25 protein-coding genes and 1 pseudogene are annotated in these 25483 nt (G+C 73.5%); 18 read left to right on the top strand and 8 right to left on the bottom strand.

From position 1 onward, the window contains the following. Positions 1-31 precede the first annotated feature (31 nt). Complete coding sequence (locus ACQEVB_RS04260) at positions 32-763, top strand: TetR/AcrR family transcriptional regulator (RefSeq protein ID WP_432965253.1); 732 nt, start codon at positions 32-34, stop codon at positions 761-763. Here ACQEVB_RS04260 and ACQEVB_RS04255 read toward each other — a convergent pair. Genes ACQEVB_RS04255 through ACQEVB_RS04245 form a run of 3 tightly spaced genes read right to left on the bottom strand, consistent with a single transcriptional unit; the run spans position 739 to position 2646 of the window. Further along, entirely contained in the window at positions 739-1161 is a 423-nt protein-coding gene (locus ACQEVB_RS04255; protein WP_432965250.1) for an SRPBCC family protein, read from the bottom strand. The genes ACQEVB_RS04260 and ACQEVB_RS04255 overlap by 25 nt on opposite strands. Next, positions 1158-1478: a metalloregulator ArsR/SmtB family transcription factor gene (locus tag ACQEVB_RS04250; RefSeq protein WP_432965247.1), complete on the bottom strand. Its 321-nt coding sequence runs from the start codon at positions 1476-1478 to the stop codon at positions 1158-1160. The genes ACQEVB_RS04255 and ACQEVB_RS04250 overlap by 4 nt, the downstream gene beginning before the upstream one ends. Beyond that, positions 1468-2646 (bottom strand): alkaline phosphatase family protein, encoded by a 1179-nt coding sequence (locus ACQEVB_RS04245; RefSeq protein ID WP_432965244.1) that lies wholly within the window; start codon positions 2644-2646, stop codon positions 1468-1470. The genes ACQEVB_RS04250 and ACQEVB_RS04245 overlap by 11 nt, the downstream gene beginning before the upstream one ends. Before the next feature lie 120 nt (positions 2647-2766). Here ACQEVB_RS04245 and ACQEVB_RS04240 point away from each other — a divergent pair, with 120 nt between their 5' ends. The 9 genes from ACQEVB_RS04240 (at position 2767) to ACQEVB_RS04200 (ending at position 14193) form a co-directional block, all read left to right on the top strand. Further along, complete coding sequence (locus tag ACQEVB_RS04240) at positions 2767-5598, top strand: protein kinase domain-containing protein (protein WP_432965241.1); 2832 nt, start codon at positions 2767-2769, stop codon at positions 5596-5598. Further along, complete coding sequence (locus ACQEVB_RS04235; protein WP_432965238.1) at positions 5598-5969, top strand: hypothetical protein; 372 nt, start codon at positions 5598-5600, stop codon at positions 5967-5969. Before ACQEVB_RS04240 ends, ACQEVB_RS04235 begins: the two co-directional genes overlap by 1 nt. Further along, positions 5966-6781, top strand: a complete 816-nt coding sequence (locus ACQEVB_RS04230) for a vWA domain-containing protein (protein WP_432965235.1) — start codon at positions 5966-5968, stop codon at positions 6779-6781. Before ACQEVB_RS04235 ends, ACQEVB_RS04230 begins: the two co-directional genes overlap by 4 nt. Positions 6782-6854: 73 nt before the next feature. Continuing rightward, complete coding sequence (locus ACQEVB_RS04225) at positions 6855-7808, top strand: hypothetical protein (protein ID WP_432965232.1); 954 nt, start codon at positions 6855-6857, stop codon at positions 7806-7808. 84 nt (positions 7809-7892) lie between these two features. Then, a complete protein-coding gene (mftF, locus tag ACQEVB_RS04220; protein ID WP_432965229.1) occupies positions 7893-9389 on the top strand; it encodes a mycofactocin biosynthesis glycosyltransferase MftF in 1497 nt (498 codons plus the stop codon). A gap of 143 nt (positions 9390-9532) precedes the next feature. Beyond that, positions 9533-10063 (top strand): (2Fe-2S)-binding protein, encoded by a 531-nt coding sequence (locus ACQEVB_RS04215; protein WP_432965226.1) that lies wholly within the window; start codon positions 9533-9535, stop codon positions 10061-10063. Continuing rightward, positions 10064-12535, top strand: coding sequence for a xanthine dehydrogenase family protein molybdopterin-binding subunit (locus ACQEVB_RS04210; RefSeq protein WP_432965223.1), 2472 nt, complete (start codon positions 10064-10066; stop codon positions 12533-12535). Beyond that, the gene (locus tag ACQEVB_RS04205) at positions 12532-13383 is read left to right on the top strand and encodes an FAD binding domain-containing protein (protein WP_432965220.1); all 852 of its coding nucleotides are present in this window, start codon (positions 12532-12534) and stop codon (positions 13381-13383) included. Before ACQEVB_RS04210 ends, ACQEVB_RS04205 begins: the two co-directional genes overlap by 4 nt. A gap of 75 nt (positions 13384-13458) precedes the next feature. Further along, positions 13459-14193, top strand: a complete 735-nt coding sequence (locus ACQEVB_RS04200) for an SRPBCC family protein (protein WP_432965217.1) — start codon at positions 13459-13461, stop codon at positions 14191-14193. A gap of 72 nt (positions 14194-14265) precedes the next feature. On the opposite strand, the gene ACQEVB_RS04195 is transcribed toward ACQEVB_RS04200, so the two are convergent. Beyond that, positions 14266-15483 (bottom strand): MFS transporter, encoded by a 1218-nt coding sequence (locus ACQEVB_RS04195; protein ID WP_432965214.1) that lies wholly within the window; start codon positions 15481-15483, stop codon positions 14266-14268. Between the two features lie 87 nt (positions 15484-15570). Here ACQEVB_RS04195 and ACQEVB_RS04190 point away from each other — a divergent pair, with 87 nt between their 5' ends. Further along, positions 15571-16470, top strand: a complete 900-nt coding sequence (locus ACQEVB_RS04190) for a LysR family transcriptional regulator (protein ID WP_432965211.1) — start codon at positions 15571-15573, stop codon at positions 16468-16470. On the opposite strand, the gene ACQEVB_RS04185 is transcribed toward ACQEVB_RS04190, so the two are convergent. Then, a complete protein-coding gene (locus ACQEVB_RS04185; RefSeq protein WP_432965208.1) occupies positions 16406-17101 on the bottom strand; it encodes an alpha-ketoglutarate-dependent dioxygenase AlkB family protein in 696 nt (231 codons plus the stop codon). The two genes, ACQEVB_RS04190 and ACQEVB_RS04185, sit on opposite strands and share 65 nt — an antisense overlap. Next, positions 17091-17765 carry a 2OG-Fe(II) oxygenase gene (locus tag ACQEVB_RS04180; RefSeq protein WP_432965205.1) on the bottom strand — a complete coding sequence of 225 codons (675 nt, stop codon included), beginning with the start codon at positions 17763-17765 and terminating at the stop codon, positions 17091-17093. Before ACQEVB_RS04180 ends, ACQEVB_RS04185 begins: the two co-directional genes overlap by 11 nt. 59 nt (positions 17766-17824) lie before the next feature. Between ACQEVB_RS04180 and ACQEVB_RS04175 the strand changes: the two genes are divergently transcribed. Both ACQEVB_RS04175 and ACQEVB_RS04170 read left to right on the top strand, forming a co-directional pair. Further along, positions 17825-18823, top strand: a complete 999-nt coding sequence (locus ACQEVB_RS04175; protein ID WP_432965202.1) for a P1 family peptidase — start codon at positions 17825-17827, stop codon at positions 18821-18823. A gap of 86 nt (positions 18824-18909) precedes the next feature. Next, entirely contained in the window at positions 18910-20529 is a 1620-nt protein-coding gene (locus ACQEVB_RS04170; protein ID WP_432965200.1) for a DUF6119 family protein, read from the top strand. A 10-nt stretch (positions 20530-20539) separates the two neighbouring features. On the opposite strand, the gene ACQEVB_RS04165 is transcribed toward ACQEVB_RS04170, so the two are convergent. Further along, a complete protein-coding gene (locus ACQEVB_RS04165; RefSeq protein WP_432980134.1) occupies positions 20540-20815 on the bottom strand; it encodes a MoaD/ThiS family protein in 276 nt (91 codons plus the stop codon). Between the two features lie 2 nt (positions 20816-20817). Then, positions 20818-21879 carry a GTP 3',8-cyclase MoaA gene (gene moaA, locus ACQEVB_RS04160; protein ID WP_432965197.1) on the bottom strand — a complete coding sequence of 354 codons (1062 nt, stop codon included), beginning with the start codon at positions 21877-21879 and terminating at the stop codon, positions 20818-20820. 281 nt (positions 21880-22160) lie between these two features. Between moaA and ACQEVB_RS04155 the strand changes: the two genes are divergently transcribed. From ACQEVB_RS04155 to ACQEVB_RS04135, 5 genes and pseudogenes are all read left to right on the top strand, one after another. Beyond that, positions 22161-22565, top strand: a complete 405-nt coding sequence (locus ACQEVB_RS04155; protein ID WP_432965194.1) for a TOBE domain-containing protein — start codon at positions 22161-22163, stop codon at positions 22563-22565. Further along, on the top strand, positions 22562-23353 hold the full coding sequence (gene modA / locus ACQEVB_RS04150; protein ID WP_432965191.1) for a molybdate ABC transporter substrate-binding protein: 792 nt from the start codon (positions 22562-22564) through the stop codon (positions 23351-23353). Before ACQEVB_RS04155 ends, modA begins: the two co-directional genes overlap by 4 nt. A 67-nt stretch (positions 23354-23420) precedes the next feature. Beyond that, positions 23421-24194 (top strand): ABC transporter permease, encoded by a 774-nt coding sequence (locus ACQEVB_RS04145; RefSeq protein ID WP_432980131.1) that lies wholly within the window; start codon positions 23421-23423, stop codon positions 24192-24194. Next, positions 24191-24667: pseudogene (locus ACQEVB_RS04140) on the top strand (ATP-binding cassette domain-containing protein); the annotation flags it as partial. The gene ACQEVB_RS04145 and the pseudogene ACQEVB_RS04140, both read left to right, overlap by 4 nt. 39 nt (positions 24668-24706) lie before the next feature. Beyond that, positions 24707-25273: a TOBE domain-containing protein gene (locus ACQEVB_RS04135; RefSeq protein WP_432980128.1), complete on the top strand. Its 567-nt coding sequence runs from the start codon at positions 24707-24709 to the stop codon at positions 25271-25273. Positions 25274-25483 lie beyond the last annotated feature (210 nt).

The raw sequence follows: 25483 nt of genomic DNA, 5'->3' as shown, positions 1-25483 counted from the left end.
ACGTCCGCCGCTCCGGCGGAGCTCGCTCACAGTGACGCACACCACACCCGTCCGTGGCCTTGAACGTTGTTATGGCGTCGTCGGGCGACCGCCGCTACGGTGGCTCGGTGCCCTCGTCCGCCCTCTGTACAGGCAACTGATGGCATCCGCACGCGTCTATGCCGGCCGTTCCGCGCAGCAACGGCGTGAGGATCGGCGGAGTCGACTGCTCGCAGCGGGTCAGGACCTGTTCGGCGGTCAGGGTTATCGCAACACCTCCATCGAGGCGCTGTGCACTGCGGCCGGGGTCTCCACGCGCGCGTTCTACGAAGAGTTCAGTGGTCGTGAGGACCTGCTGATCGCGCTCTTCGACCAGGTCGTCACCCGGATCCTGAGCGCGACGGCGGAGGCTGCCGCCACGGTGGGCGACGTGCCGATCCGCCGCCGCATCGAGGTGATCGTCGGTGCGTTCCTGGAGGCCGTGGGCGCCGAGCCGAAGGCGGCGCGGATCGCGTTCGCCGAGGTGCTCGGTGTGAGTTCCGCCGTCGAGCAGCACCGGCTGCAGTGGCGCACGCGTTTCGTCGAGTTCGCCCTGATCGAGGTCGGCCGGGCGATCGGGCGCGGCGAGGCGCACCAGCGCGACTTCGGCCTCTCCGCGATCGCGTTCATCGGCGCGGTCAACGAGCTGGTGATCGAGTGGGTGGTGCGCGGCCGCCAGATCCCGGTCGAGGTCGTCGCCGCGGAGGCCAGCCGGCTCGCCTACGCGGTGCTCACCGCGCCCTGAGGTCGGCTCTGCTCGACCAGCGCCACCAGCCGAGGGACGACCGTCTCCCGCCAGCCCGGTCCCATGCGGTCGAACGCCGCGCGCGCCCGCTTGTCGTCCAGGTCGAAGCCGCTGTGCTCGAGCAGCAGCCGCGTGCCGTGGCCCTCCGCGACCAGCCGCCAGCTGAGCGTCCAGTCGCCGAACGTGTAGACGAACAGCTCCGGTTCGTCGACCTCGAGCACCTCGCAGGGGATGGCGCCCCAGCCGGGCATCTGCATGGTGAACCGATGTCCGACGGCGGCGGCGATGTCGCCGGGCGCCCACCAGCGGGCGAGCTGATCGGGATCGGTGAGGCCGCGCCACACCGCGGCGGGCCGGGCGGCCACGTACTGGTCGACGGTGATCGTGCCGGTGCTCATTCGTCCTCCTCGGGATCTTCGACGACGTCGGCGAACGCCCGCAGTCGGGCTCGCCAGAACTTCTCGAACGGATGCAGCCACTCGCTCACCGTGGCCAGCGGGTCGGTGGTGAGGTGGTAGGTGCGGGTGCGCCCCTCGGCGACGTCGCGGACGAGCTCGGCGCGCCGCAGCACCTGCAGGTGTTCGGCGACGGCGGGCCGGCTCAGCTCGAACTGCGCGGCGAGGTCCCCGGCGGTGCGGGGGCGTTCGGCGAGCAGTTCGAGCAGCCGCCTGCGCACCGGGTTGGCCAGCGCGAGGAAGACGGCGTCATCGGGCACGACGCAACTTTACGTCGGAAACTTCCGACATATCAAGGTTGACGTGCACCAGCAGCGGCACCAGCTGCTCCTCTGCCGTCAGCGACCCGTGCTGCCCGGGCAGCCGCGCCAGCACCGGCTCGGCCTCCGACCGCACCACGCACGCCGTGCCGCGCATCGCGGCCACCACGTCGCCGATCCGCGGCCGCATGCCGTCGGTGACCGGCCCGAACCAGCCGTCCGCGATCGCCTGCTCGCCCGACACGACCCACGCGTGCTCGCCGAGCCGCGCCTGCCAGGCGGCGAGGACGTCCGCCTGTGCACCTGGCCGCGCGTACACGTGCCGGGCCCGCGGGTCGCCACCCAGCGCCGCGACGCCGCGCTGCAGTTCCTGGTCGGTGTCGGCGTCGAACCGGACGGTGGCGGTGACCATGCCGTGGTCACCGGTCACGAGCAGCGTCGTACCCGGCGGAACGCGTTCGGCGATGTCGGCGGCGAGCCGGTCGACCTGCCGCAGCTGCATGCGCCAGGCGAGGCTGCCCGGGCCGTGCAGGTGCCCCAGTCCGTCGAGGTCGGCGGTGTAGCCGTAGCAGAGTGCGGGGCCCGGACCGTCGAGCGCGTCCACCATCTCCGCGGCCAGATCACCCAGCGCGAACGCGCCCCGGAAACGTCCGCCGCGCAGTGCGGCCCTGGTCAGCCCGGAGCCCGCGAACTCCCGCTTCGACACCACCGTGACCCGCGCCCCGGCCGCCTCCGCCCGCTCGAACGCCGTCGGCTGCGGCTGCACGCGCTCCGGCGGCTCGGCCCCGATCAGGTCGATCGGGTCGGCCGTGCCCGCGGTCGTCCACTTCAGGCTGTCGAGCAGCTCGCCGCCGGGCGCGCGGAACGACACCCCGAGCATCCCGTGCGCCCCCGGCGGCAGGCCCGTGCCGAGCGAGGCGAGGCTGATCGGGGTGCTGGACGGGAACCCGACCGTCAGCGGGCCGAGGTCGGCGAGCCCGGCGAGGAACGGGGCGTCCGCCGCGTGCTCGCGCAGCAGCTGCGCCCCCAACCCGTCGACGAGCAGGAGGGCGACGGCCCGGGACGGCGCCAGCTCGAGCCCGTCCGCGCGCGCCGGCAGTCCCAGCGCGCGCAGCGCGGCCGGCAGCACCTCGGCGAGCGAGCGCACGCCGTACTCGGGGAGCAGCACGCCCCAACCCTCCCACGTCGGCGCGGGTCATGAGGTCCGGTAGCGTCCGGTCGGGGTAACGACAGCCGGGGGGCGGTCGAGGAACGGCCGTCGGGTCGTCGTTGCAATGGGGGAGTGCCTGTGGTCGGCACGGAGTTCGGTCCGTACCGCCTCGACCGCATGCTCGGACGTGGCGGCATGGGCGAGGTGTACCGCGCGTACGACACGAGCCATCAGCGCGAGGTCGCGATCAAGCTCCTGCTCGAATCGCTGTCGGCCGACCCGGAGTACCGCGCCCGGTTCGAGCGGGAGGCACGCATCGCCGCGGGGCTGCGCGAGCAGCACATCATCCCGATCCACCGCTACGGCGAGATCGACAACCGGCTGTTCATCGACATGCGCCTCGTCGACGGCGAGGACCTGGGCTCTCTGCTCGCCCGCGAGGGCGCGCTCGAGATGCGACGGGCCGTGCGGATCCTCGGGCAGGTCGCGGCCGCGCTGGACGCCGCGCACCGGGCGGGCCTGGTCCACCGCGACGTCAAACCGGCGAACATCCTGCTGGCCGGCGGTGGCGGCGCGTTCGGCGACTCGGTCTACCTCGCCGACTTCGGCATCGCCCGGGAGAGCGCGGGCCGCACCTCGGCCCGCATCACGCTGACGGGTGCCGCGATCGGGACGCCCGACTACATGGCCCCCGAGCGCTTCACCTCGGGCGTCGTCGACCACGTCTCCGACATCTACTCGCTCGGCTGCCTGCTCTACCAGATGCTGACGGGCCGCAAGCCGTTCGTCGGCGACGAGGTGCTGGGGCTGCTCTACAAGCACGTCAACGAGCCGCCGCCGCGGCCGAGCGCGCTGCGGTCCGAGGTCCCGCCCGCGCTGGACGCGGTGGTGCGGCGCAGCATGGAGAAGGACCCGGCCGCCCGGTACCGCAGCGCCGGCGAGCTGGCCGCCGCCGCGGAGGCGGCGCTCGCGCCGACCCCTCCCGCCCCGCCGCCGGTCCCGCTGCACAAGCACCGGTGGCCGAGGTGGTTCTACGAGGTCGACCCGACGCCGTCGCGGCCGCACGGGAACGCGTGGCCGACGGCCACCGACTACGTCCGCGCCGTCCAGGCCACACCGCGCCCGCTTGCCGAGGCCGGTCTGCCCGGTGCCTGGCTGGTCCGCGACGCCATGGGCATGCCGGCCACGTCGAGCGGCCAGAACGCCGTCGTCTTCGAGATGGGGCACGAGGGCGCCGGGCTCGCGCTGCGCTGCTTCACCCGCTCTCCGCAGGACGCGGCCCAGCGCTACCGCGCCCTCGCCGCCGTGCTGGAGCGGTCCGACTGCGACGCCGTCGTGCCGGCCCGATGGGCGGAGTCGGCGCTCCAGGTGGGCGACCGGCGCTGGCCCGCCGTCGTCATGCCCTGGGTGCCGGGGACGCCGCTGGGGGCTGCCGTCGAGGACCTGCTCGACCAGCCCGACCAGCTGCGCGCGATGTCGGAGACCTGGCTCGAGACCGTGTCCGCGCTGGCGTCGGCCGGGCTCGCCCACGGCGACCTGCAGTGCGGCAACGTGCTGGTCGACGACGCCGGCGGTATGCACCTCGTCGACCACGACGGCTTCTTCCTGCCCGGTCTCGGGCCACCCGCCGAGCTGGGGCACCCCGACTTCCAGCACCCGCGCCGGTCCGCGGGCGACTGGGGCCCCGGCATGGACGGGTTCAGCATCCTCGTCATCCACCTGGGCCTGCGCGCGCTGGCCGCCGACCGCGACCTGTGGCGGTTCAACTCCGCGGAGAACCTGATCCTGTCCCGCGAGGACTTCGTGCGCCCCGACGGCACCCCGATCTGGGCGCGCCTGCGCGGCAGCACGGATCCCGAGGTCGTGCGGCTGACGGACCTGCTGGCACGGGTGTGCGCGGCGCCGACGCCGCCACGGACACCGGAGATCCTCGGGCAGCTGCGACCGGCCGCGCTGCCGCCCGCGCCGCCTGCCCTCGCGCCGCCACCGGTGGCGCCCGGCACCGACCGCTGGTGGAGCGAAGGGACGGCCGTCCAGATACCGGACGCACCGGCACCGGTCCGCGAGCGCTCCGGCAACTGGATGGCCCGCAACACCGTGCTGGCCGGCCTGACCGCCGGGCTGCTCAGCGCCGTGCTCGTCATCCTGATCCAGCTGGTCCTCGGCTCCGCGGTCCCGCCACAGGCCGCCGCGCCGGTGCTCGTCCTGTCGGCCGGTGCGCTGCTCACCGCGGGCCTCGCCGGTGTCCCCCGCGCGACGATGGGGGCCTGGGGGAGCGCGGCGAAGCTCGCGCTGGGCGGGGCCGCGCTCGGCGGCGCACTGTCGGCGGTCGGGCTCGGGATCTACACCCTGCTGACCTACCAGACCGTCACCGACGGCCGGGCCGACGGCATGCTCGTGCTCGCGTGGCTGGTTGTCGCCACGTCGATCGGCGTCGCGGCCGGGATCCTCCGCGGCTCCGGCCGGGCGGTGGTCAGCGGTGTCGTCGGCGGCCTCGTGGGCGGGTTCGTCAGCGGGCTGGTCCACCTGGCGTCCGGGCCGATGTACGTCGGCCCCGGGAAGTTCGTGTACCTGGAGATCGACGTGACGGCCCCGCTGACGGTGCTCGCGATCGTCATCGCGTGCGCCGTCATGGGGTTGGCCATCGGCATCGTCGACCGCCTGCGCCGCCGCTCATGGCTCACCGTCATCGAGGGCGGCCTGCGCGGGCGGGAGCTGATCCTCGACCGCCGCGAGACCCACATCGGCACCGCCGGATCCGCCGCCCTGCGCATCGTCGGTGACCCGGGGGTCGCGCCCCACCACGCCGTGCTCGTCGGCCAGGACGACCGGTACGTCGTGATCTGCCGCGCCGCCGCCGACGTCAACGGGCGCCGGGTCACCAGCCCCGCACCGATCCCGCTGACCAGCGGTGACGTCCTGCGCATCGGCGGCTCGTTCATCCGGTTCGAACAACGGGACAACACGTGATGGCACGGCTGACAGCTGCCAACCTGGTCACCGGCCTGCTGGCCGGGCTGGCCGCCATGATCGCCACGGCGGTCGCGATCGTCGTGGTCGCGGGACCGTCGGCGGCGGATCGACCGCCCGTGGCGGCCACGGCGGCGCTGCCCACCGCGGCGCCGGTCGCGCCGTCGACGCATGCCGCGATCCCGACGACCACCGTCCCGTCGGCCACACCGGTGGAGGCGCCGCCACGCCCCACCGCCGCGCCGCCCCGCCCGCCGTCGCGCGCCGACAGCTACCGGCGCGGGTACGAGCAGGGCTACCAGGACGGCTACTCCGACGGCACAGACGACGGTGCCGACCCCGGTGCCGACGAAGCGGACGACGACGCATGAGCTACCAGCGCCGCATCGACCGGCTGAGCCCTGCGCTGATCATCATCCTGGTCGACCAGTCGGAGTCGATGAGCGAGGCGATCGGCGGCGGCACCACGTCGAAGGCCCAGGCCGTCGCCGACCAGCTGAACACCCTTGTCTACGAGCTCGTGCTGCGCTGCGTGAAGTCGGCCCGCGAGGCCCCGCGGCCCTACTTCTTCGTGAGCGTCATCGGCTACTCGACGACGCAGCACGGCGACCCGATCGTCGAGCCGGCCTTCGGTGGCGCCCTGTCCACGACCGACCTCGCCGCGAAGCCGTTGCGGGTCGAGAACCGGGCCGGCGCCGCGGGCGGGATGGTCAACTCTCCGGTCTGGGTGGAGCCGATCGCCCGGGGCGGCACGCCGATGTGCGGGGCGTTCGACCAGGCGGGGCGGCTGGCGGCGGAATGGGTCGGGCGGCACCCCGACGCGTTCCCGCCGGTGATCGTCAACCTGACCGACGGCGAGGCCACCGACGGCGATCCCGCGGTGTGGGCGAGCCGGCTGCGCAGCCTCGCCACGTCGGACGGGCAGGTGCTGCTGTTCAACCTCAGCCTCTCCGCCGACACGACGGCCGGGGGAATCTTCCCGTCCACGACCGACGGGCTCGGCCCGTACGCGGCGAAGCTGTTCCACATGTCGAGCCCGCTGCCGCCGCCGATGCTCGACATGGCGCGGGCGCAGGGCATCGCGGTCCGGCCCGGCGCGCACGGCTTCGCCTACAACGCCGACATCAAGGCACTCGCCGCGTTCATGAACGTCGGGACCAGCATCGGACGGGTGGCGCGGTGAGCGGAGCTTGCGGAGCGAACCGTCGATACAGCGCCTGCGCGAAGCGCCGACCGAGCGCCGGCGAGGGAGAGCGATGAGTTCGGGAACGGTGTCGCGGAGGTGGTGGGCGCCGGTCGGCGTCGGCGTCGTGCTGGTGGTCGTGTTCGTCGCGCTGGTCACCGTGAGCGCGACGCTGCGCCAGTACTGGCCGTTCCTCGTGCTCTCGGCGCTGGTGGCGGCGGTCCCGTTCCTGCTGCGCTCGCCCGCGCCGGCCCGGCGTCCGCTGCCCGTCGTGGCCGGGACGGCGGCAGCCGAGCAGGTCGGCGAGGTGGCGCTGCGTGCCTCGGCGGTGTCGGTGCCGAAGATCAGCGCCACGGGCGGCGAGAACGAGGACGCGTACGCGGTCGACGCCGACGCCGGGTACGCGGCCGTCGCCGACGGTGCCTCGGCGTCGTTCGGGGCCGCCGACTGGGCGCGGACGCTGTGCGAGACGTTCGTGGCGCAGCGGCCGCTGGACGGTCCCGCGTCCGCGTCCTGGATCGGCGCGGCCACCAGCGCGTTCGTGAGACCGACGGGTGACGGCGCGGACTGGTGGAGCGCCGACGCCGCCCGCCGCGGGGCGCACGCCGCGTTCGTCGGGCTCGCGGTGCTGCGGGCCGAGCAGGGACTGGTCTGGCGGGCCACCGCGGTGGGCGACTGCGTGCTCGTCCACCTGCGCCCCGACGGCGACGGCCCGCCGATCGTCACCGCGTTCCCGGTCGACCACAGCGCGTCCTTCCCGCAGAACCCGGTGCTGCTGTCGAGCGAGGGCGACGGCCGCCCGCCCGTCCGCTCCATCGACGGGACGGCGGCTGCGGGCGACGCGTGGCTGCTGATGAGCGACGAGCTCGCCCGGTGGGCGCTGCGCCGCTACGAGGTCGGCGAGCCGGTCTGGGACGTACTCGTCGGCGGCAGCGCCGCGCAGGTCCGGGCGCTGATCGGCCGAGCGCGGTCGGAGCAAGGGGTGGCGGACGACGACATGACGGTCGTCCGGTGCCAGGCAGGCTGAGCACCGCGTCGAGAACGAACTTATGGTGATCAACAGGCCCTGTTGATCACCACAAGTTCGTTCTCGACGGGTTAGCGTGGGCTGGTGCGCGAGCTGCCCGACGGGATGCGGGTGCGGTTGGACCGCTCGGTCCGCGTGCTCGACGGCGGGCGCGCGCTGCTCGGCGGTGCGCCGCCCCGGCTGATGCACCTGTCACCCACCGCGCAGGCGGTGCTCGGCCACCACCGTGCCGTCACGATCACCGACGGGCCGTCGCAGGAGCTGGCCCGCCGCCTGCTCGACGCGGGGGCCGCGCACCCGGAGTACGAGCCGCCGTCCGCGGTGCCCGGCGCGTCCGCGGTGACGGTGGTCGTGCCGGTGAAGGACCGGGCCGGCGGGCTGGCCCGGCTGCTCGCGGCACTGCCTGCCGGGTTGGGCGAGGTGCTCGTCGTGGACGACGGTTCGGCCGATCCTGGCGCGGTGGCCGCGGTGGCGGCCGAGCACGCGGCCCGGGTGCTGCGGCACGAGCGCTCCCGCGGTCCGGCCGCCGCCCGCAACACCGGGCTGGCCGCAGCAACCACCCCGCTGGTGGCGTTCCTGGACTCCGACGTGGTGCCGGAGCCGGGATGGCTCGGCCCGCTCCTGGAGGCGTTCGCCGACCCCGAGGTGGCGCTGGCGGCGCCACGGATCGTCGCGCTCGAGCCGATCACGGGCCGGCTGGGCCGCTACGAGGCCGTCCGGTCGTCGCTGGACCTGGGGCCCGATCCGGCGCTGATCGTGCCCCGCACCCGCGTCGCGTACGTGCCGAGCGCGGCGCTGCTGGTGCGCGTGACGGCGGTGGGCGCGGGGTTCGCCGAGTCGATGCACGTCGCCGAGGACGTCGACCTGGTGCTGCGGCTGCACGCGGAGGGATGGCGGCTGCGCTACGTCCCGTCGGCGCGGGTGGCGCACGACCACCGCACGACCGTCGCCGCGTGGTGGCGGCGCAAGGCCTTCTACGGCACGGGCGCGGCGCCTCTCGCGCTGCGGCATCCGGGTTCGGTGCCGCCGATGGTGCTCTCGCCGTGGGCGGCGGGCGTCGGGGCGGCGGTGCTGGTGGCGCGGCCGTGGGCGGCAGCTGCCGCCGTGGTGGCGAGCGTCGTGGCGGGGGAGCGGCTGGCGCGCCGGCTCGACCGGCTGGAGCACCCGCGCGCGGTCGCCGCCCGCCTGGTCGCGCTCGGCGCCGTCGGGGCGGCCGCGCAGACCGCCGACGCGGTGACCCGGCACCACTGGCCGCTCGCGGCGGTGGCCGCGCTCTGCTCGCGCCGCGCCCGTCGCCGGGTGGTGGCGATCGCCCTCGCCTCGGCGACGATCGACTGGGCCCGACACCGCCGCCGCGATCCCCGGGTGCGGCCCGATCTCCCCTCCTACGTCGGGGCGCGGCTGCTGGACGACCTCGGCTACGGGACCGGGCTGTGGTGGGGGGCGATGCGCAACCGCACACTCGCACCGTTGCTGCCCGTAATGGTCTCCACAGGAGGCAACCGTCCTTCGGGGTTGCTCCGAAAGGGTGTTAGGGCAGGCTCGGCTCAACCCGAGCCTGCGGTGTCACGACGGCTCTGAGTCCGCGTCTGCGGAATCTTGTCCGAAGCGCGGGAAATTGCTGTACCCGCAGGTTACGGGCCTGTTGCGCCGGTAGATCACCGGCGGTGTGATGTGGTGGCCGCCACATTCTCGCAGCACATTTCTCGCCGAGGAGAGACGTCATGACACAGGTCCGGGTCACCGTCGACGGCGTCGAGTACGCCGACGAGGTGGAGCCCCGCACGCTGCTCGTCTACTACCTGAGGGAACGCCTCGGGAAGACGGGCACGGTCGTCGGCTGCGACACCAGCAACTGCGGTGCCTGCACCGTCCACCTGAACGGGCAGAGCGTGAAGTCCTGCTCGGTGCTGGCCGTTCAGGCCGACGGTGCCGAGATCACCACGATCGAGGGCATCGCCCGCGACGGGAAGCTGCACCCCGTGCAGCAGGCCTTCCACGACAACCACGCGCTCCAGTGCGGGTACTGCACGCCAGGGATGATCATGCAGGCCATCGACCTGCTCGGCGACAACCCCGATCCCGACGAGCAGGAGGTCCGGGAAGGCATGGAGGGCAACCTCTGCCGCTGCACGGGCTACCAGAACATCGTGCGTGCCGTGCAGGACGCCGCCCAGAAGATGAAGCCGGGAGCCAGCACCGACACGAGGGCCGACGCTCCGGCACCGGCCGCCGTCGCCGGAGGAGGTCAGTAAGTGACGACCACCGCTGAACCCACGTCCGAGGTCGGCAGGGCGCGCACCCGCAAGGAGGATGCGCGCCTCATCACCGGCCGGACCCGGTGGACCGACAACATCACGCTCAACGGGATGCTGCACCTCGCGATGGTGCGCAGCCCCGTCGCGCACGGCAGGCTCTCGAACGTCGACGCCACCGAGGCGCGGAAGCTGCCCGGTGTCGTCGCCGTCTTCACCGGCGCCGACCTCGACGCCGAGCAGGGCGGGATCCCCTGCGCGTGGCCGATCAACGCCGACGCCACCCCGCCGCGGCACGTGTCGATCGCCGTCGACAAGGTCAACTTCGCCGGCGAGATCATCGCCGTGGTCGTGGCGCGCAGCGCCGCGGAGGCGAAGGACGCCGTCGAGGCCGTCGACTTCGACATCGAGCCCCTCGACCCGGTGCTCGACATGAACGACGCCCTCACCGACGCGAACGTGATCCACGCCGACCTCGGCACGAACAAGTGGGTCACCTTCCCCTTCGACTCGGTGGCGGCCGGGGCCACCTCGGGCCCGTCCGCGGAGGAGGCGATCGCGGCCGCCGAGGCCGACCCCGACTCGGTCGTCGTCACCCGCACCTGGCGCCAGCAGCGGCTCATCCCGGCGTTCATGGAACCCCGCTCGGTGGTCGTCGACCCCACCGGCGAGCAGCTCACCGTGTGGTCGGCCACGCAGATCCCGCACGTGCTGCGCACGATGCTCGGCGTCACGCTGGGGCTGCCGGAGCACAAGCTGCGCGTCATCGCGCCCGACGTGGGCGGTGGGTTCGGCGGCAAGCTGCAGCTCATCCCCGAGGAGATCCTCTCGATCCTCGTGGCCAACAAGCTGAGCCGGCCGGTGAAGTGGACCGAGACCCGGTCGGAGTCGCTGGTGTCGGCCCACCACGGCCGCGACCAGATCCAGAAGATCACCATCGCCGCGAAGAAGGACGGCACGTTCACCGCGCTGAAGTTCGACATCACCGCGGACATGGGCGCCTACTTCGGGTTGTTCACCGCGGCCATCCCGGTGTTCGGCGCGTTCATCGGGCCGGCCATCTACAAGTTCCCGTCCTACATGGCCGTCTTCACCGACGTCTTCACCAACAAGACCCCGACCGACGCCTACCGCGGCGCCGGCCGTCCCGAGGTCACCTTCGCCGTCGAGCGCATCGTCGACGAGCTCGCCGTGGAGCTCGGCCGCGACCCGCTGGAGCTGCGCGAGCAGAACTGGATCAAGCACGACGAGTTCCCGTACACGAACGCGGGCGGGCTGACCTACGACTCGGGCAACTACGAGGCCGCCACCCAGAAGGCCATGGAGCTGTTCGACTACGCCGGGCTGCGCCGCGAGCAGGAGGAGCGGAAGCAGAGCGGCGACCCGGTCCAGCTGGGCATCGGCGTCTCGACGTTCACCGAGATGTGCGGGCTCGCGCCGTCGCGGCTGCTCGGCGCGCTCGGCGCCGGCGCGGGCGGCTGGGAGCACGCGGCCATCCGCATGCTGCCCACCGGCAAGGTCGAGGTCGTCACCGGCTCGTCCGCGCACGGGCAGGGCCACGAGACGGCGTGGAGCCAGATCGTGGCCGACCAGCTCGGCGTCCCCTTCGAGGACGTGGAGGTGCTGCACGGCGACACGCAGGTGTCACCGAAGGGCATGGACACCTACGGCTCGCGCTCGCTGCCGGTCGGCGGCACGGCCGTGGTGAAGTGCGCGCAGCGCGTCGTCGAGAAGGCCAAGAAGGTCGCGGCGCACCTGCTGGAGGCTGACGAGAGCGACATCGAGTTCGCGTCCGGCCGGTTCTCCGTGCGCGGCACCGACAAGGGGCTGGCGATCCAGGAGGTCGTGTTCGCGACGTTCCTGTCGCACAACTTCCCCGAGGGCGTCGAGCCGTCGCTGGACTCGGAGTACACGTTCGACCCGGAGAACTTCTCCTTCCCGCACGGCACGCACCTGGCCGCGATGGAGGTCGACACCGAGACCGGCAGGGTCGGCATCCGCAAGTACGTCTGCGTCGACGACGTGGGCTCCGTGGTCAACCCGCTGATCGTGGAGGGGCAGATCCACGGCGGACTCGCCCAGGGCATCGCGCAGGCCCTGTTCGAGGAAGCCAACTACGACGAGCAGGGCACGCTGGTCAACGGCACCTTCGTCGACTACACGCTGCCGTCGGCGGCCGACCTGCCCAGCTTCGTCACCGACCGCACCGAGACCCCGGCGACCTCCAACCCGCTGGGAGTCAAGGGCGTCGGCGAGGCCGGCACGATCGCCTCCACCCCGGCGATCGTCAACGGCGTGCTCGACGCGATCCGCCACCTCGGCGTCACGCACATCGAGATGCCGTGCACGTCGCAGCGGGTGTGGCGGGCCATCCAGGAGGCCAAGGGCCGATCCACCCAGGAGACGCCCACCGACACCCACGCGCCGGGCGCCGGACTCGGCTCGATCGACCCGCAGGGAGGGGACCAGTGATCCCGGCCAAGTTCGACTACGTCAAGCCGGCGTCGGTCGCCGACGCCGTCACGGCGCTGCAGCAGGCCGGGGACGATGCCAAGATCATCGCCGGCGGGCAGAGCCTGCTGCCGGTGCTGCGGCTGCGGCTCGCCGCTCCCGCGCTGGTCGTCGATCTCGGCGGGATCGCCGAGCTGCGCGGCATCCGCGAGGACGGTGACCGGATCGTGGTCGGCGCGATGACGCCGTACCACGACATCCTGCGCGACGACCTGGTCAAGGAGCACCTCGCGCTGCTGGCCCAGGCCGTCGCGACCGTGGCGGACAACCAGGTGCGCCACCGCGGCACCCTGGGCGGCGCGCTCGCGCACGCCGACCCGGCCGGTGACCTCGGCGCGCCGGCACTCGTGCTGGACGCCGAGCTGGTCATCGCGGGCGCCGACGGCACTCGCACGGTGGCCGCGGCGGACTTCTTCCAGGGCCTGTTCACCACCGCGATCGGCGACGGGGAGATCCTCACGGAGATCCGCTTCCCGAAGTTCACCGGGTGGGGCACGCACTACGAGAAGTTCAACCGCACCGCGCAGGCGTGGTCGATGTGCGCGGTGGCCGTCGCGCTGCGGGTCGACGGCGGCACGATCGCCGAGGCCAGGGTCGGGCTGACCAACATGGGCGACCGGCCGATCCGGGCGACCGCGGTCGAGCAGGCGCTGGTCGGACAGCAGGCGAGCGCGGACGTGGCGAAGGCCGCGGCCGAGCACGCGGCCGAAGGCACGTCGGCTCCGAGTGACGCGGACGCCGCGGCGGACTACCGTGAGCACCTGGCCAGGGTGCTCACCGGTCGTGCGGTCCTGGCGGCCGCGGGCTGACAGACGGTAGAAACGCGGACGCCTGCCTCCGGTGGGGGCAGGCGTCCGCGTCGTTTCGAGGGAGACTGCACGACCATGCAGCTGGAGAACACGTTCACCATCGCCGCGCCCATCGACAAGGCGTGGAAGGCGCTCAACACGCCCGAGACGGTCGCCCCGTGCTTCCCCGGCGCGACGCTGACCGAGTACGAGGGCGACGAGTTCAGCGGCACCGTCAAGGTGAAGCTCGGCCCGATCTCGCTCACGTACAAGGGCAAGGGCGTCTACAAGGAGCGCGACGACGCCAACCACAGGGTCGTCATCGACGCGAGCGGGCGCGACTCCCGCGGCAACGGCACGGCGAGCGCGCTGGTCACCGGCACGCTCGTGGCCGACGGGCCGGACAAGACCTCGGTCACGATGGTCACCGACATGACGATCACGGGGAAGCCGGCGCAGTTCGGCCGGGGCGTGATCAACGACGTCGCCAACAAGATCATCGGCCAGTTCGCGGCCTGTGTCGCGGAGAAGCTGACCGACGACACCGGCGAGGCCGCGGCGGAGGAGCCCGCGGAGGAGCCGGCCGCGGCCACGGCCGCCACCAACGGCGCCGCCGTCTCCACCAGCGACGTCCCGACCACCACCACACCGGAGCCGATCACGAAGCCGGCAGCGGTCCAGCCGAAGCCGCCGATGCGCAGCGACGTCGACGCCATCGACCTGCTCGACACCGCCGGCGCCCCGGTGCTCAAGCGCCTCGCCCCGGTGATCGGCGGCGTCCTGGTGCTGCTGATCCTGCTGGCGATCCGCCGGAACCGATCGGCGGCCTGAGGGCCGGGGTGACGCAGCAAAGCCACTTCCACGCGATCTCGTGCGGGGAAGTGGCTTTGCTGCACCGACCGTTCAGCGGCCGCGCAGCAGGAACGCCGTCGTCGCCGTCCCGGCCGCCACCAGCGTGGCGAACAGGGTGAGGGTGAGCTGCGGGCTCAGCACGAGCAGCGCCACGCCCACCCCGACGACCGGCACGATCAGCCCGAGGTAACCCGCCAGGAACAGCCCGGCCTGGGCCTCCGCGAGCGACTCCCGCGGCGCCACCTGCGCGACGAGCCCGAGCCCGCCGGAGAACAGCAGCCCCGCCCCCACGCCGGACACCAGCGCACCGGCGACGAAGAGCAGGAGGCTCGGCGTCGGCAGCCACACCGACACCGTCAGGACGGCGAGCCCGGCGACGATCGCGGGCATGCCGGCGGCGAGCCGCCGCCGCGGCGGGAACCGGCTCGCCACCAGCTGGGTCACCGTGCCGGCGGCGAACACCACGAAGATCACCTCGCCGGTGCGGGCCGGACCGGGTGTGTGCAGCGGGCCGGCCAGGAACGTCGCGGTGAGGGCCGTGAACAGGCCCAGCACGCCGAGTCCGAGGAATGCGGCCGCTGCCGCGGCGGCGTACTGCACCCGGCCCTGCGGCGGCACGGCGACGCGCTGGATCCGGTACCGCGGCCGCGGGACGGTGGCCGGGCGCGTCTCCGGCGCCAGTAGCAGGGCCACCGTGCTCACCACCAGCGGCACGAGGAACACCACGTACGGAGTCACCAGCGGCTCCGGCGCGTGCTCCGCGATCAGGCCGCCGACCAGCGGCCCGAGCCCGATCCCGCCCAGGTTCGCGATCGCGGCGACGACCTGCGCGCGGGCCGGCGAGGCCGCCGGCCGGTGCGCGGCGTGCAGCTCGGTGAGCCACGCCGTGGCCGTCGCCGTCACCATGCCGACGGAGAAGCCGTTCAGCAGCCGCGCCACGTACAGCCCGAGCAGGGTCGGCCAGAGCAGGTACGCGACGGCGCTGGCGACGCTCAGCGCGACGGCGGGCACGAGCACCCGGCGCCGGCCGTGCACGTCGGAGAGGTGGCCTGCGGTGAGCAGGCTGGCCACGACACCGACGGCGTACGCGGCGAAGACGAGCGTGACCGTGAACGTCGAGAAGTGCAGGAGCTGCTGGTAGGCGGGGTAGAGCGGGGACGCGGCCGCGGAGAGCCCCATCACGGACAGGAAGCCCAGCGCGACGATCCAGAAGCCGGCGCCGTGGCGCGTGGATCCGGTCGTGGCAGGGCGGGCGAGCGAGGTGGTCACGCGGTCCACCATGCGCCGCGCCTGCTGTCGAGTGAAGCGAAGATCTGAGCTATCGGTCATCTCCAATCGAGATGACAGGATGGCGGGGTGGAGCTACGCCAGCTGGCCGTTTTCGTCGCCGTCGCCGAGGAGCTGAGCTTCACCCGTGCCGCGGCCCGGCTGTCGGTCGTCCAGTCCGCGGTGTCGGCCGCGGTGCGCACGTTGGAGCGGGAGCTGGGTGCCGAGCTGCTGATCCGGTCCACCCACCACGTCGCGCTCAGCGACGCCGGGCGGGTGCTGCTGCCGGAGGCCCGCGCGACGCTCGCCGCGGCGCAGGAAGCGCGGCACGCCGTGGAGCAGCAGCGCGGCGGGCTGCGCGGCACGATCCACCTCGGCATCCTGCAGGTCCTGCGGGACCACCCGGTCAGCGCCGCCCGCGTGATCGCCGCGCTCCACGCCCGGCACCCCGGCATCGCCGTCGAGCCGCGGCAGGCCGGCAGCGCCGTCATGGCCGACGACGTGCGCCACGGCCGGCTCGACGCGGCCTACCTCGCGCTGCCGTCGCAGCAGGCCGGGCTCACGCTGCACGGCCTGAGCGAGGAACCGATGGTGTTCGTCTGCCCGCCCGACCACCCGCTGGCCGGACGGGCCGCGCTCACGCTCGCGGACGTCGCCGGCGAGCCGTTCGTGGACACGCCCGAGCACTGGGGCACGCGCATCTTCAGCGACCTCGCCTACAGCGCGGCCGGGCTGGCCAGGGAGATCCGCTACGAGATCGGCGACCTCGGCGGCGTCGCCGCCTTCGTGCAGAGCGGTCTCGGCGTCGCCATCCTCCCGCCCGGGATGATCGATCCGGTGGCGTCGGTGACCACAGTGCCGCTCACCGACGCGCCCCTCTTCCGCATCTCGCTCGCCGTGCCGGCGGGACGGCCGACCGGCGCCGTCACGCGTCGGCTGGTCGAGACGGCGCTGGAGCTGCGGGATCGAACCCCGACACCCGCAGGGTGACGTTCAGCCGGCCGCCCGCCAGCCCGGTGTCGGGGCCGTCGTCGGGGAGCAGGCGCGGTACCCCGTGGAACGCGAGGCGGCTCGCGTCCCCGAACACGACGAGGTCGCCCGAGCGCAGCTCCACGTCCGTCCACGGGCGGCCGCGGTGCTCGGTGTTGCCGAAGCGGAACACGCACGGCGCACCGATCGACAGCGACACCACCGGTTCGCGGGACCGCTCGTCCTTGTCCTGGTGCTGGCCCATCCGCGCGTCGCCGGAGTAGTGGTTGACCAGCGCGATGTCCGGCCGGTACGCGGCTCCGCGAGCCGGGTCGTCGTACGCGTCGGCGACCGCGGCCCGGCCGAGATCACCCAGCCACTCCGGGAACGGCAGGACCGGGCTCCCGTCCTGGTCGTCGCGGGTGCGCGAGTAGCGGTACGGGTACCAGTGCCAGCCGAGGCAGAAGCTGCGCACGGTCATCACTCCGCCGTTCGGCATCCGGGCGGCCCGGATCCCGGGCCCGTCCCCGGCCCACTCGCGGCACGCCGCCACCAGCGCGCGCTGCGCGTCGAGGTCGAGCCAGTCGGGCACGTGCACCGCGCCGGGCGCGAGCACCCGGCGCTCGCGGGGGAACAGCTGGTCAGGGGGCATCGTGGAAGATGATGCCGAGGACGTCGCGGCGCCCGTCGTGCACCTGGCTCACGCCGTGCCGCACCTGCACGCGGTGGTCGCCGCGGGCCCCGCGTTCCGGGCGGTGGTGCACGGGGAACACCACGGCGTCGCCCTGGCGGGGCCGCAGCACCCGCGGCAGCGACTGCTGGCGGGCCCGCTGCTCCACGAACACGCCCTCGCCGCCGGTGAAGTCCTCGTCCGGCCGGCTCAGCATCACGAGCAGCTGCAGCGGGAAGGTCAGGTCGCCGTACACGTCCTGGTGGAGGCGGTTGTGGTCGCCGGGGCCGTACCGCAGCAGCAACGGTGTCGGGCGGCGCTGGCCGGCGGCCGTGCACTCGGCGCGGAGCTCGGCGTGCGTCGTCGGGTACGTGCGCTCGCCGAGCCGTTCCGCCCACGCGTTCGCCACCTCGGCCAGCGGCGGGTACAGCTCGGTGCGCAGCTGCGCCACCAGCGGCGGGAGTGGGTCGGCGAAGTAGCGGTAGCGGCCGCGGCCGTACGCGTGGCGGGCCATGTCGACGGTCGAGCGGAAGCGCTCGTCCTCGTCGAACCAGCTGCTGACCTCCGCGCACTCCGCGGCCGTCAGCACCGACTCGACGACCGCCACACCGTCGGCGTCCATGCGGGCAGCCAGGGTGTCGTCCATCACCCCAGGCTGCCCGCCGCGGCGGTGGCGCGCTGGCGGGATTCGGTCAGGATGACGGGATGCGAACCGGCCCGCGCAACGCACTCACCGACATCGCCGGGCTGCGCGTCGGGCACGCCGACGTGCAGCGCGGGCTCAGCGGCGCCACCGTCGTGCTGGCGGACGGCGACGGCGCCGTCGCGGGGGTCGACGCGCGCGGCGCCGCGCCCGGCACCCGCGAGACCGACCTGCTGGAACCGGGCAACCTGGTCCAGCGCGTGCACGCGACCGTCTTCTCCGGCGGCAGCGCGTTCGGGCTCGCTGCCGCGTCCGGCGTGATGGACGCGCTGGAGGCCGCCGGCACCGGCTTGCAGACGCCGGGCGGGATCGTCCCGATCGTGCCGGCCGCGGTGGTCTTCGACCTGGGCCGCGGCGGCCCGGACGGCGAACGCCCCGGCCCCGCGACCGGCGCGGCGGCGGTGGCCGCGGCCACGACCGACGTGGGCGTCGGGTGCGTGGGCGCGGGCCGCGGTGCGGTCGTCGGCGGGCTCAAGGGCGGTGTCGGCACCGCGAGTGCCGTGCTCGACGACGGCACGACCGTCGCCGCGCTCGCCATCGTCAACGCGGCCGGCTCGGCCGTCGACCCCGCCACCGGCACGCTGCTGGGCGCCCGCTACGGCCTGCCCGGCGAGTTCCCCGACGCGCCCGTCGACGCTGCCGCCGTCGAGGCCGCGAAGGCCCCGGCCATCCGGCCCACCCCCGGCATCGCCACCACGCTCGCCGTCGTCGCCACCGACGCGACGCTCGACAAGGCCGGCTGCGCCCGCCTCGCCACCATGGGCCACGACGGCCTCGCCCGCGCCATCACCCCCGTCCACACGGTGGTGGACGGCGACGTGATCTTCGGCCTGTCCACGGCCGCCCGCCCGGCCCCGGAGTTCCTGCAGCTCTTCGAACTGCAGGCGGCCGCGGCCGACGTCGTCACCCGCGCCGTGGTGCACGGGGTGCTGGCGGCCACGTCGGTGCAGACACCGGGAGGCTCGTGGACGGCGTACCGGGACGCCGCCCGATTGGGGTGAGGCCCCCTGGGCTTCATGCCGGTTGTGCGCACTGACGGCCGCGTGTCACGCTGGGTACGCAGGTGGTCACGGCGTGGGGGAACGTGATGCAGCTCGCGATCCATATGTTCGGCGCACAGGTCGAATCGCCGACCGAGATGCTGAGGCTTCCCGACGACTGCGAACCGCTCCAGCCCCGCCTGCCGCTCGACTTCGAATGCGTCGCGGCCGGTGTTTTCCGCGCACAGGGACGACCCGTGTGGGCGAGCTACCTCGACGACCACTTCGACGTGACCTGGCCGAACAGCGTCAGCCGGGCGTTCGTACTGCTGGCCAAGGCCGGGGACCGTTGGTTCGCCGTGACCTTCGGGCAAGGCCGGCACTACCTCGACGAAGCCGCGCTGGTCATGGACTTCGGACTGCGCGTCACCGCGAACACGGTCGACCCCGGTCGCCTGCGGTCGATGGCCACCATGCGACTCGGTAGCGCGGTCCGCCACACGCAACAGCGGATCTCCGTGCCCAGTCGACTCGGTGCGTTCGACGTCGATCTGGAAGGGGAGTGGGTGCGGTCGCTCGGCGGCGAGTCCGACCAGCACCTCGTGACCGGGATGACCGGATCCCGTTCCCTCTTGGTCGAGGTGCCGGAGGGCCACCGGCTCGGAGACCTGCACGAGTTGCTCGTGTTCCTGCTCGGCCGCTACCGGGCCACCGACTACCAGCAGTGGTACCCCTATCTGGACTGGTTGCAGCCGATCGACCGATCGGACGCACGCGTCGCCGATCTCGACGCCCGGCTCGCCCATGAGCTGGTCACGGGGGTCGCGGACTTCTCGATCCTGACCCCGCTGGTGCAACCGGACGACGAGGTGCGCCTCGCACACCGCATCGTCGCTGGTCGGAACAGACGCCGCGCGCTGGATGTCCTCGGTGTGCGGCACACGGTCCGCGACGTCGGTGCGCAGGCCCTCCAACGTCAGGTCGAGACCATCGACGCGGACGGACATCCGATCGGACAGCGGCGCCGCTTGCGAGAGTTCCTGGCTGCGCAGCTCGTCGACGACCACGGCGACACGTTCGTGCTGGCCGACGGCCGCTGGTTCGCTGTCTCCGATGACTACCTCCAGCGCCTGGACCGGCAGCTCGGCCGCATCCCGGCGTGGAGTTGGAACCGGTTGGACATGCCCGACTGGGACCCGCAGCACAGCGAGCAGACGTACAACGCCCTGACTGCGCGCGACCGTCGATGGCTGCACATGGACCGCCGCAACTTCGAGGGGGTGGTCCGACAGCGCGACCGGGTCGAGGTGGCCGATCTGATCACCCCGAGGTCGGACTTCCTCTGTGTGAAGAAGATGCGCGGCGCCGGGGACATGTCGCACCTGTTCAGCCAGGGCAGCGTCTCGGCGACGCTCTACGCCGACCACCGGGACTATCGGGTGTTCGTCGACAGACGCTTCGTGGAGCGCTGGCCGGGTCGCCGCCCCGCGTCGCCGACCATCGTCTACGCCATCGGCCTGGACCGACTCCGTCCCCTGCCGCGCGGCCTGCCGTTCTTCAGCAGGGTCAACATCTGCAACCATGCGCGGACCATCCGCGGAACCGAGCTGGACGTTGCTGTTGCGCCGATCCTGGTCCGCGCGCCGACGTCGGGCAGCGCGAGCGCCGTCGACGTCCCGGAGGCCCGCGAACCGGGCCAGGGTGCGCTGTTCGACCTGCCTGGATGACCGCTTCGGGTCAGCCGCCGGCGAACGGGGGCAACACGTCCAGCGTGGCGCCGGCGTGCACCGCGTGGGCGCGGTCGCGCACCGCCACCTCGTCGAGCAGGAAGCTGCAGCGCTCCAGCACGCGGGCGAACTCGGTGTCGTGCCGGGCGCGGGCGGCGGCCAGCACGTCGTCGACGGTGGCGTACGGCGGCACGTCGAACGTCTCGGTCTCGACGCCGGCCGCGGCCTTGGCGGCGGCGAAGTACCGGACGGCGACGGTGACCACCGTGTACTGCACGGACTCCATCGTCATCCCCCGATCGCGCTCATCGGCCGGTCCGGCTGCAGGAAGCCGGGCTCGTCGATGCCGTGGCCGGCGAGCTTGCCCCACATCGCGACGCGCCAGGCGTCGGCGATCTCCGCGTCCGAGGCGCCGCCGCGCAGCATGGCCCGCAGGTCGGTCTCGGTGCGCGCGAAGAGGCAGGTGCGGACCTGGCCGTCGGCGGTGAGCCGGGTGCGGTCGCAAGCGCCGCAGAACGGCCGGGTCACCGACGCGATGACGCCGACGACGGCCGGACCGCCGTCGACCAGCCAGCGCTCCGCGGGCGCGCCGCCGCGCTCGGTGGGGTCGGGTGTGAGCGTGAAGCCCTCGCCCAGCAGCTGCAGGATCTCGCCGGCGGTGATCATCTCGGCGCGCTCCCAGCCGTGCTGGGCGTCGAGCGGCATCTGCTCGATGAACCGCAGCTGGTAGCCGCCGTCGACGGCGAAGCGGAGGAGGTCGACGGCCTCGTCGTCGTTGACGCCGCGCAGCAGCACGGCGTTGATCTTGATGGGGTCCAGGCCGGCGGTGCGGGCCGCGGCGAGCCCGGCCAGCACGTCGGAGAGCCGGTCGCGGCGGGTGATCGTGGCGAACCGCTCGGGGCGGACCGTGTCCATCGAGACGTTGAGCCGGTTCACCCCGGCCGCGGCGAGCGCCTCGGCCCGGCGCGCGAGCCCGATGCCGTTGGTGGTGAGCGAGATGTCCGGGCGCGGCTCGAGCGCGGCCGCGGCGGTGATCAGCTCCTCCAGGCCGCGGCGCAGCAGCGGCTCGCCGCCGGTGAAGCGCAGCTCGTGGATGCCGAGGTCGCGCACCGCGATCGTGATCAGCCGCAGCAGCTCGGCGTCGGTGAGCTGCTCTTCGCGCGGCATCCAGTCCAGGCCCTCGGCGGGCATGCAGTACGTGCAGCGCAGGTTGCAGCGGTCGGTCAGCGAGATGCGCAGGTCGGTCGCGACCCGACCGAACGTGTCGATCAGGCGCGGATCGGCCGGCCGGTCGGTGGCCTGCCCTGCCGACCGTCGCAAGGCGGGGAGGCCGAGCTCGGTGGGGGTCACCACACGAGCGTAACCGGCCATCGCACGGCGAACCCGGGCCCCGACCTGCGCGAACAGCGCGACACCGCATCCGCGGAGGGATCACCCCCGACCGGGGCGCACCTGCTGTCGGACACCTGCCCACTCGGCCAGCCGGCCGGCCGCGGTGTTCGGTGATCAAGGGCAAACGGTCGTTCTTGACCGGTCGAGGAACGACCTTCTGCTCTTGATCGCCACCCAGTTGGTGACCCGCCGGTCAGTTCCCTGGTCTTCGTCGCAGGCGCGGAGCTAGGCTCCCGCTCGTGCCGCAGTTCAGGATTGCCGACGCCGCCAAGCTGCTCGGGGTCAGCGACGACACCGTGCGCCGCTGGGTCGAGGCCGGCGCCCTCCCCGTGCAGCCCGACGCGTCGAACCGCAAGGTCATCGACGGCGCCGCGCTCGCCGAGTTCGCGCGCAGCCACGCGAACGCCGCCCCCGACCCGTCCGGAGTGCAGCGCTCGGCGCGCAACCGCTTCGTCGGGCTGGTCACCAACGTCATCACCGACACGGTCATGGCGCAGGTGGAGATCCAGTGCGGCCCGCACCGCGTCGTGTCGCTGATGTCCAGCGAGGCCGCGCGCGAGCTCGGCCTCGAACCCGGGGTACTGGCGGTGGCCGTCGTCAAGTCGACGAACGTCGTCGTGGAAACCCCCGGAGGGCTCTCGTGAAGCGTCGCGTCCTCGCCGCCGTCGCCGGCGCGGCGCTGCTCGCCGGATGCGGCACCGGCCAGCACGCCGCCGGCCCTGCGTCCGACGGCGCCGTCACAGCAGCCCCGGACGGCGGCACCACCCTCACCGTCTTCGCCGCCGCATCGTTGAAGGACACGTTCACCGCGCTCGGCAAGCAGTTCGAGAGCGCCAACCCGGGCACGAAGGTCACCTTCAACTTCGCGGGCTCCTCCGACCTCGCGCAGCAGATCGTGCAGGGTGCCCCGGCCGACGTGTTCGCCGCCGCGAGCGACGCCACGATGAAGGCCGTCGGCGATGCCGGCCAGACCGCAGCGCCGGCCACCCCGTTCGCGAAGAACGCGCTGCAGATCGCGGTGGCACCGGGCAACCCGAAGGGCATCTCCGCTTTCGCCGACCTGGCCCAGCCCGGGCTCAAGGTCGTCGTGTGCGCGAAGGGCGTGCCGTGCGGCGACGCCGCGCTGAAGGTCGAGGCAGCGACCAGGATCGACGTCAAGCCGGTCAGCGAGGAGCCGGACGTCAAGTCGACGCTGTCGAAGGTCCAGTCCGGCGATGCCGACGCCGGCCTCGTCTACGTCACCGACATCGCCGCTGCCAAGGGCGCGGTGCAGGGCATCGCCTTCCCGGAGGCGGCGCAGGCCGTCACGAACTACCCGATCGCGGTCGTCAAGAGCTCGAAGCAGGCGGCGCTCGCGCAGAAGTTCGAGGCGCTCGTCACGGGCGCGGACGGGCAGAAGGTGCTGCAGGCGGCGGGCTTCCAGGCGCCGTGATCCTGCCGTGCTAGAGCTGTCCGCGCCCCGTGCTCGTCGGTCCGACGAGCACGCCCGGGGCGTCGGGCTGCCGGCACTGCTGTGGGTGCCGGCCGGTGTCGCGTTCGCGTTGATCGCGCTGCCCGTCGTCGGGTTGGCGCTGCGCGCGGACTGGCCGCGGATGCCGGAGCTGCTGCTCTCGGACTCGGCGCTGGCCGCGCTGCGGCTGTCGCTGGAGACGGCCGCCGTCTCGACGGTGCTGTGCATCGTGTTCGGTGGGCCGCTCGCGGCCGTGCTGGCCAGGGGTCGGGTCCGCGGGCTGCGGCTGCTGCGCTCGGTCGTGCTGCTGCCGCTGGTCCTGCCGCCGGTCGTGGGCGGGCTGGCGCTGCTGTTCCTGCTCGGCCGGCTCGGGCTGCTCGGCCGGGTGATCGACGCCTGGTTCGGCGTCACGATCCCGTTCACGACCGCCGCCGTCGTGCTCGCGCAGACGTTCGTGGCGCTGCCGTTCCTCGTCGTCAGCCTGGAGGGGGCGCTGCGCACGGCCGGCGACCGCTACGAGGCCGTCGCCGCCACGCTCGGCGCGACCCCGTGGCTCGCCTTCCGCCGGATCACGGTGCCGCTGGTGCTGCCGGGGCTCACGTCCGGCGCGATCCTCGCGTTCGCCCGCTGCCTCGGCGAGTTCGGCGCCACCATCGCGTTCGCCGGCAGCCTGGAGGGCGTCACCCGCACCCTGCCGCTGCTGGTCTACCTCGAACGCGAGACCGACACGTCCGCGGCCGTCGCGCTGTCGCTGCTGCTCGTCGTCGTCGCCGTCGTGGTGATCGCGGTGGCGAGGCCGCGCGGTGTGGAGGGCAGCGCATGAGTTGGCTCGAAGCCGACGTGCTGGTCCGTCGCCCCGCCTTCACCCTCGACGTGCAGATCTCCGCCGAGCGCGGCGAGGTGGTCGCTGTCGTCGGGCCGAACGGGGCCGGCAAGTCGACGTTGCTCGGGGTGCTCTCCGGGCTGCTCGTGCCCGACGGCGGGGAGGTGCGGATCGGCGACCGGACCGTCACCGCGCCGCGCCTGCACGTGCCACCGCACCGGCGCAGTGTCGGGCTGCTCGCCCAGCAGGCGCTGCTGTTCCCGCACCTGACGGCCGCAGCGAACGTCGCGTTCGGGCCGCGCGCGCACGGGGTCCCGCGGCGGCAGGCCGAGGCCCGCGCCCGGGAGCTGCTGGCGGCCGTCGACCTCGCGGAGCTCGCCGACCGGCGGCCCGCCCGCATGTCGGGGGGCCAGCAGCAACGGGTGGCGCTGGCCAGGGCGCTGGCGCCGCGGCCGGACCTGCTGCTGCTCGACGAGCCGCTGGCCGCGCTGGACGTCGACGCGGCCCCTGCGATGCGGTCCCTGCTGCGGCGCATGGTGCGCGACGAGCAGCAGACCGCGCTGCTCGTCACCCACTCGGCGTTGGACGCGCTGGTGCTGGCGGACCGGGTCGTCGTGCTGACCGACGGCCGGGTCGTCGAGCAGGGCCCGACCCGGGAGGTGCTCGCGCGGCCGCGCAGCGCGTTCACGGCGCGGATCGCAGGGCTCGACCTGGTGCCCGGCGTCGCCGCGGTCGACGGCCTGCGCACCGCCGACGGCACGTCCGTCGCGGGCCGCGTGGACGGGGTGGCTGCCGGTGAACCAGCGGTGGCCGTCTTCCCGCCGTCCGCCGTGGCGGTGTTCGCGGAGGAACCGAAGGGCAGCCCCCGCAACGTCTTCCGCGTGCTCCTGGCCGCGATCGAACCGCGCGAGGACGTGGTGCGGCTGCGCGCCGCGGCACCGCCCGGCGCCCCGGCGTGGCTGGACGGCCTGGCCGCCGACGTCACCCCAGCCGCCGTGGCCGACCTGGGCGCGGAACCCGGCACGCAGCTGTGGTTCGCGGTGAAGGCCGCGGAGACGGCGGTGTACCCGGCGCGGTGAGCGGCGCGGCCCGGCAGGGTTCGGTGATCAAGGGCAAAAGGTCGTTGGTTGATCTTGAACGGCGACCTTTTGCCCTTGATCACCGCAAACCCCGGCGCCCGGCTCGTCAAGCGGGAGCACGCCCTGTCACCCCATCGTTCACTCACGTCACACCAGCCACGATCGTGTCTCTGTTCCCGCCCGTCACAGCTCCGTAGCGTCGCTCCCCGT

Source organism: Pseudonocardia sp. CA-107938 (assembly GCF_050936315.1).
GTDB lineage: Bacteria > Actinomycetota > Actinomycetes > Mycobacteriales > Pseudonocardiaceae > Pseudonocardia.
Note: the sequence above shows the minus strand (reverse complement) of the source record. Positions and strands in the feature narration are given on the sequence as shown.

Coding starts and splice junctions, on each gene's coding strand:
- ACQEVB_RS04215 (WP_432965226.1), top strand. CDS start 9,533: ATGACACAGGTCCGGGTCACCGTCGACGGCGTCGAGTACGCCGACGAG.
- ACQEVB_RS04135 (WP_432980128.1), top strand. CDS start 24,707: ATGCGGTCCCTGCTGCGGCGCATGGTGCGCGACGAGCAGCAGACCGCG.
- ACQEVB_RS04235 (WP_432965238.1), top strand. CDS start 5,598: ATGGCACGGCTGACAGCTGCCAACCTGGTCACCGGCCTGCTGGCCGGG.
- ACQEVB_RS04230 (WP_432965235.1), top strand. CDS start 5,966: ATGAGCTACCAGCGCCGCATCGACCGGCTGAGCCCTGCGCTGATCATC.
- ACQEVB_RS04175 (WP_432965202.1), top strand. CDS start 17,825: ATGCGAACCGGCCCGCGCAACGCACTCACCGACATCGCCGGGCTGCGC.
- ACQEVB_RS04180 (WP_432965205.1), bottom strand. CDS start 17,765: ATGGACGACACCCTGGCTGCCCGCATGGACGCCGACGGTGTGGCGGTC.
- ACQEVB_RS04255 (WP_432965250.1), bottom strand. CDS start 1,161: ATGAGCACCGGCACGATCACCGTCGACCAGTACGTGGCCGCCCGGCCC.
- ACQEVB_RS04170 (WP_432965200.1), top strand. CDS start 18,910: ATGCAGCTCGCGATCCATATGTTCGGCGCACAGGTCGAATCGCCGACC.
- ACQEVB_RS04225 (WP_432965232.1), top strand. CDS start 6,855: ATGAGTTCGGGAACGGTGTCGCGGAGGTGGTGGGCGCCGGTCGGCGTC.
- ACQEVB_RS04165 (WP_432980134.1), bottom strand. CDS start 20,815: ATGGAGTCCGTGCAGTACACGGTGGTCACCGTCGCCGTCCGGTACTTC.
- ACQEVB_RS04200 (WP_432965217.1), top strand. CDS start 13,459: ATGCAGCTGGAGAACACGTTCACCATCGCCGCGCCCATCGACAAGGCG.
- ACQEVB_RS04185 (WP_432965208.1), bottom strand. CDS start 17,101: ATGCCCCCTGACCAGCTGTTCCCCCGCGAGCGCCGGGTGCTCGCGCCC.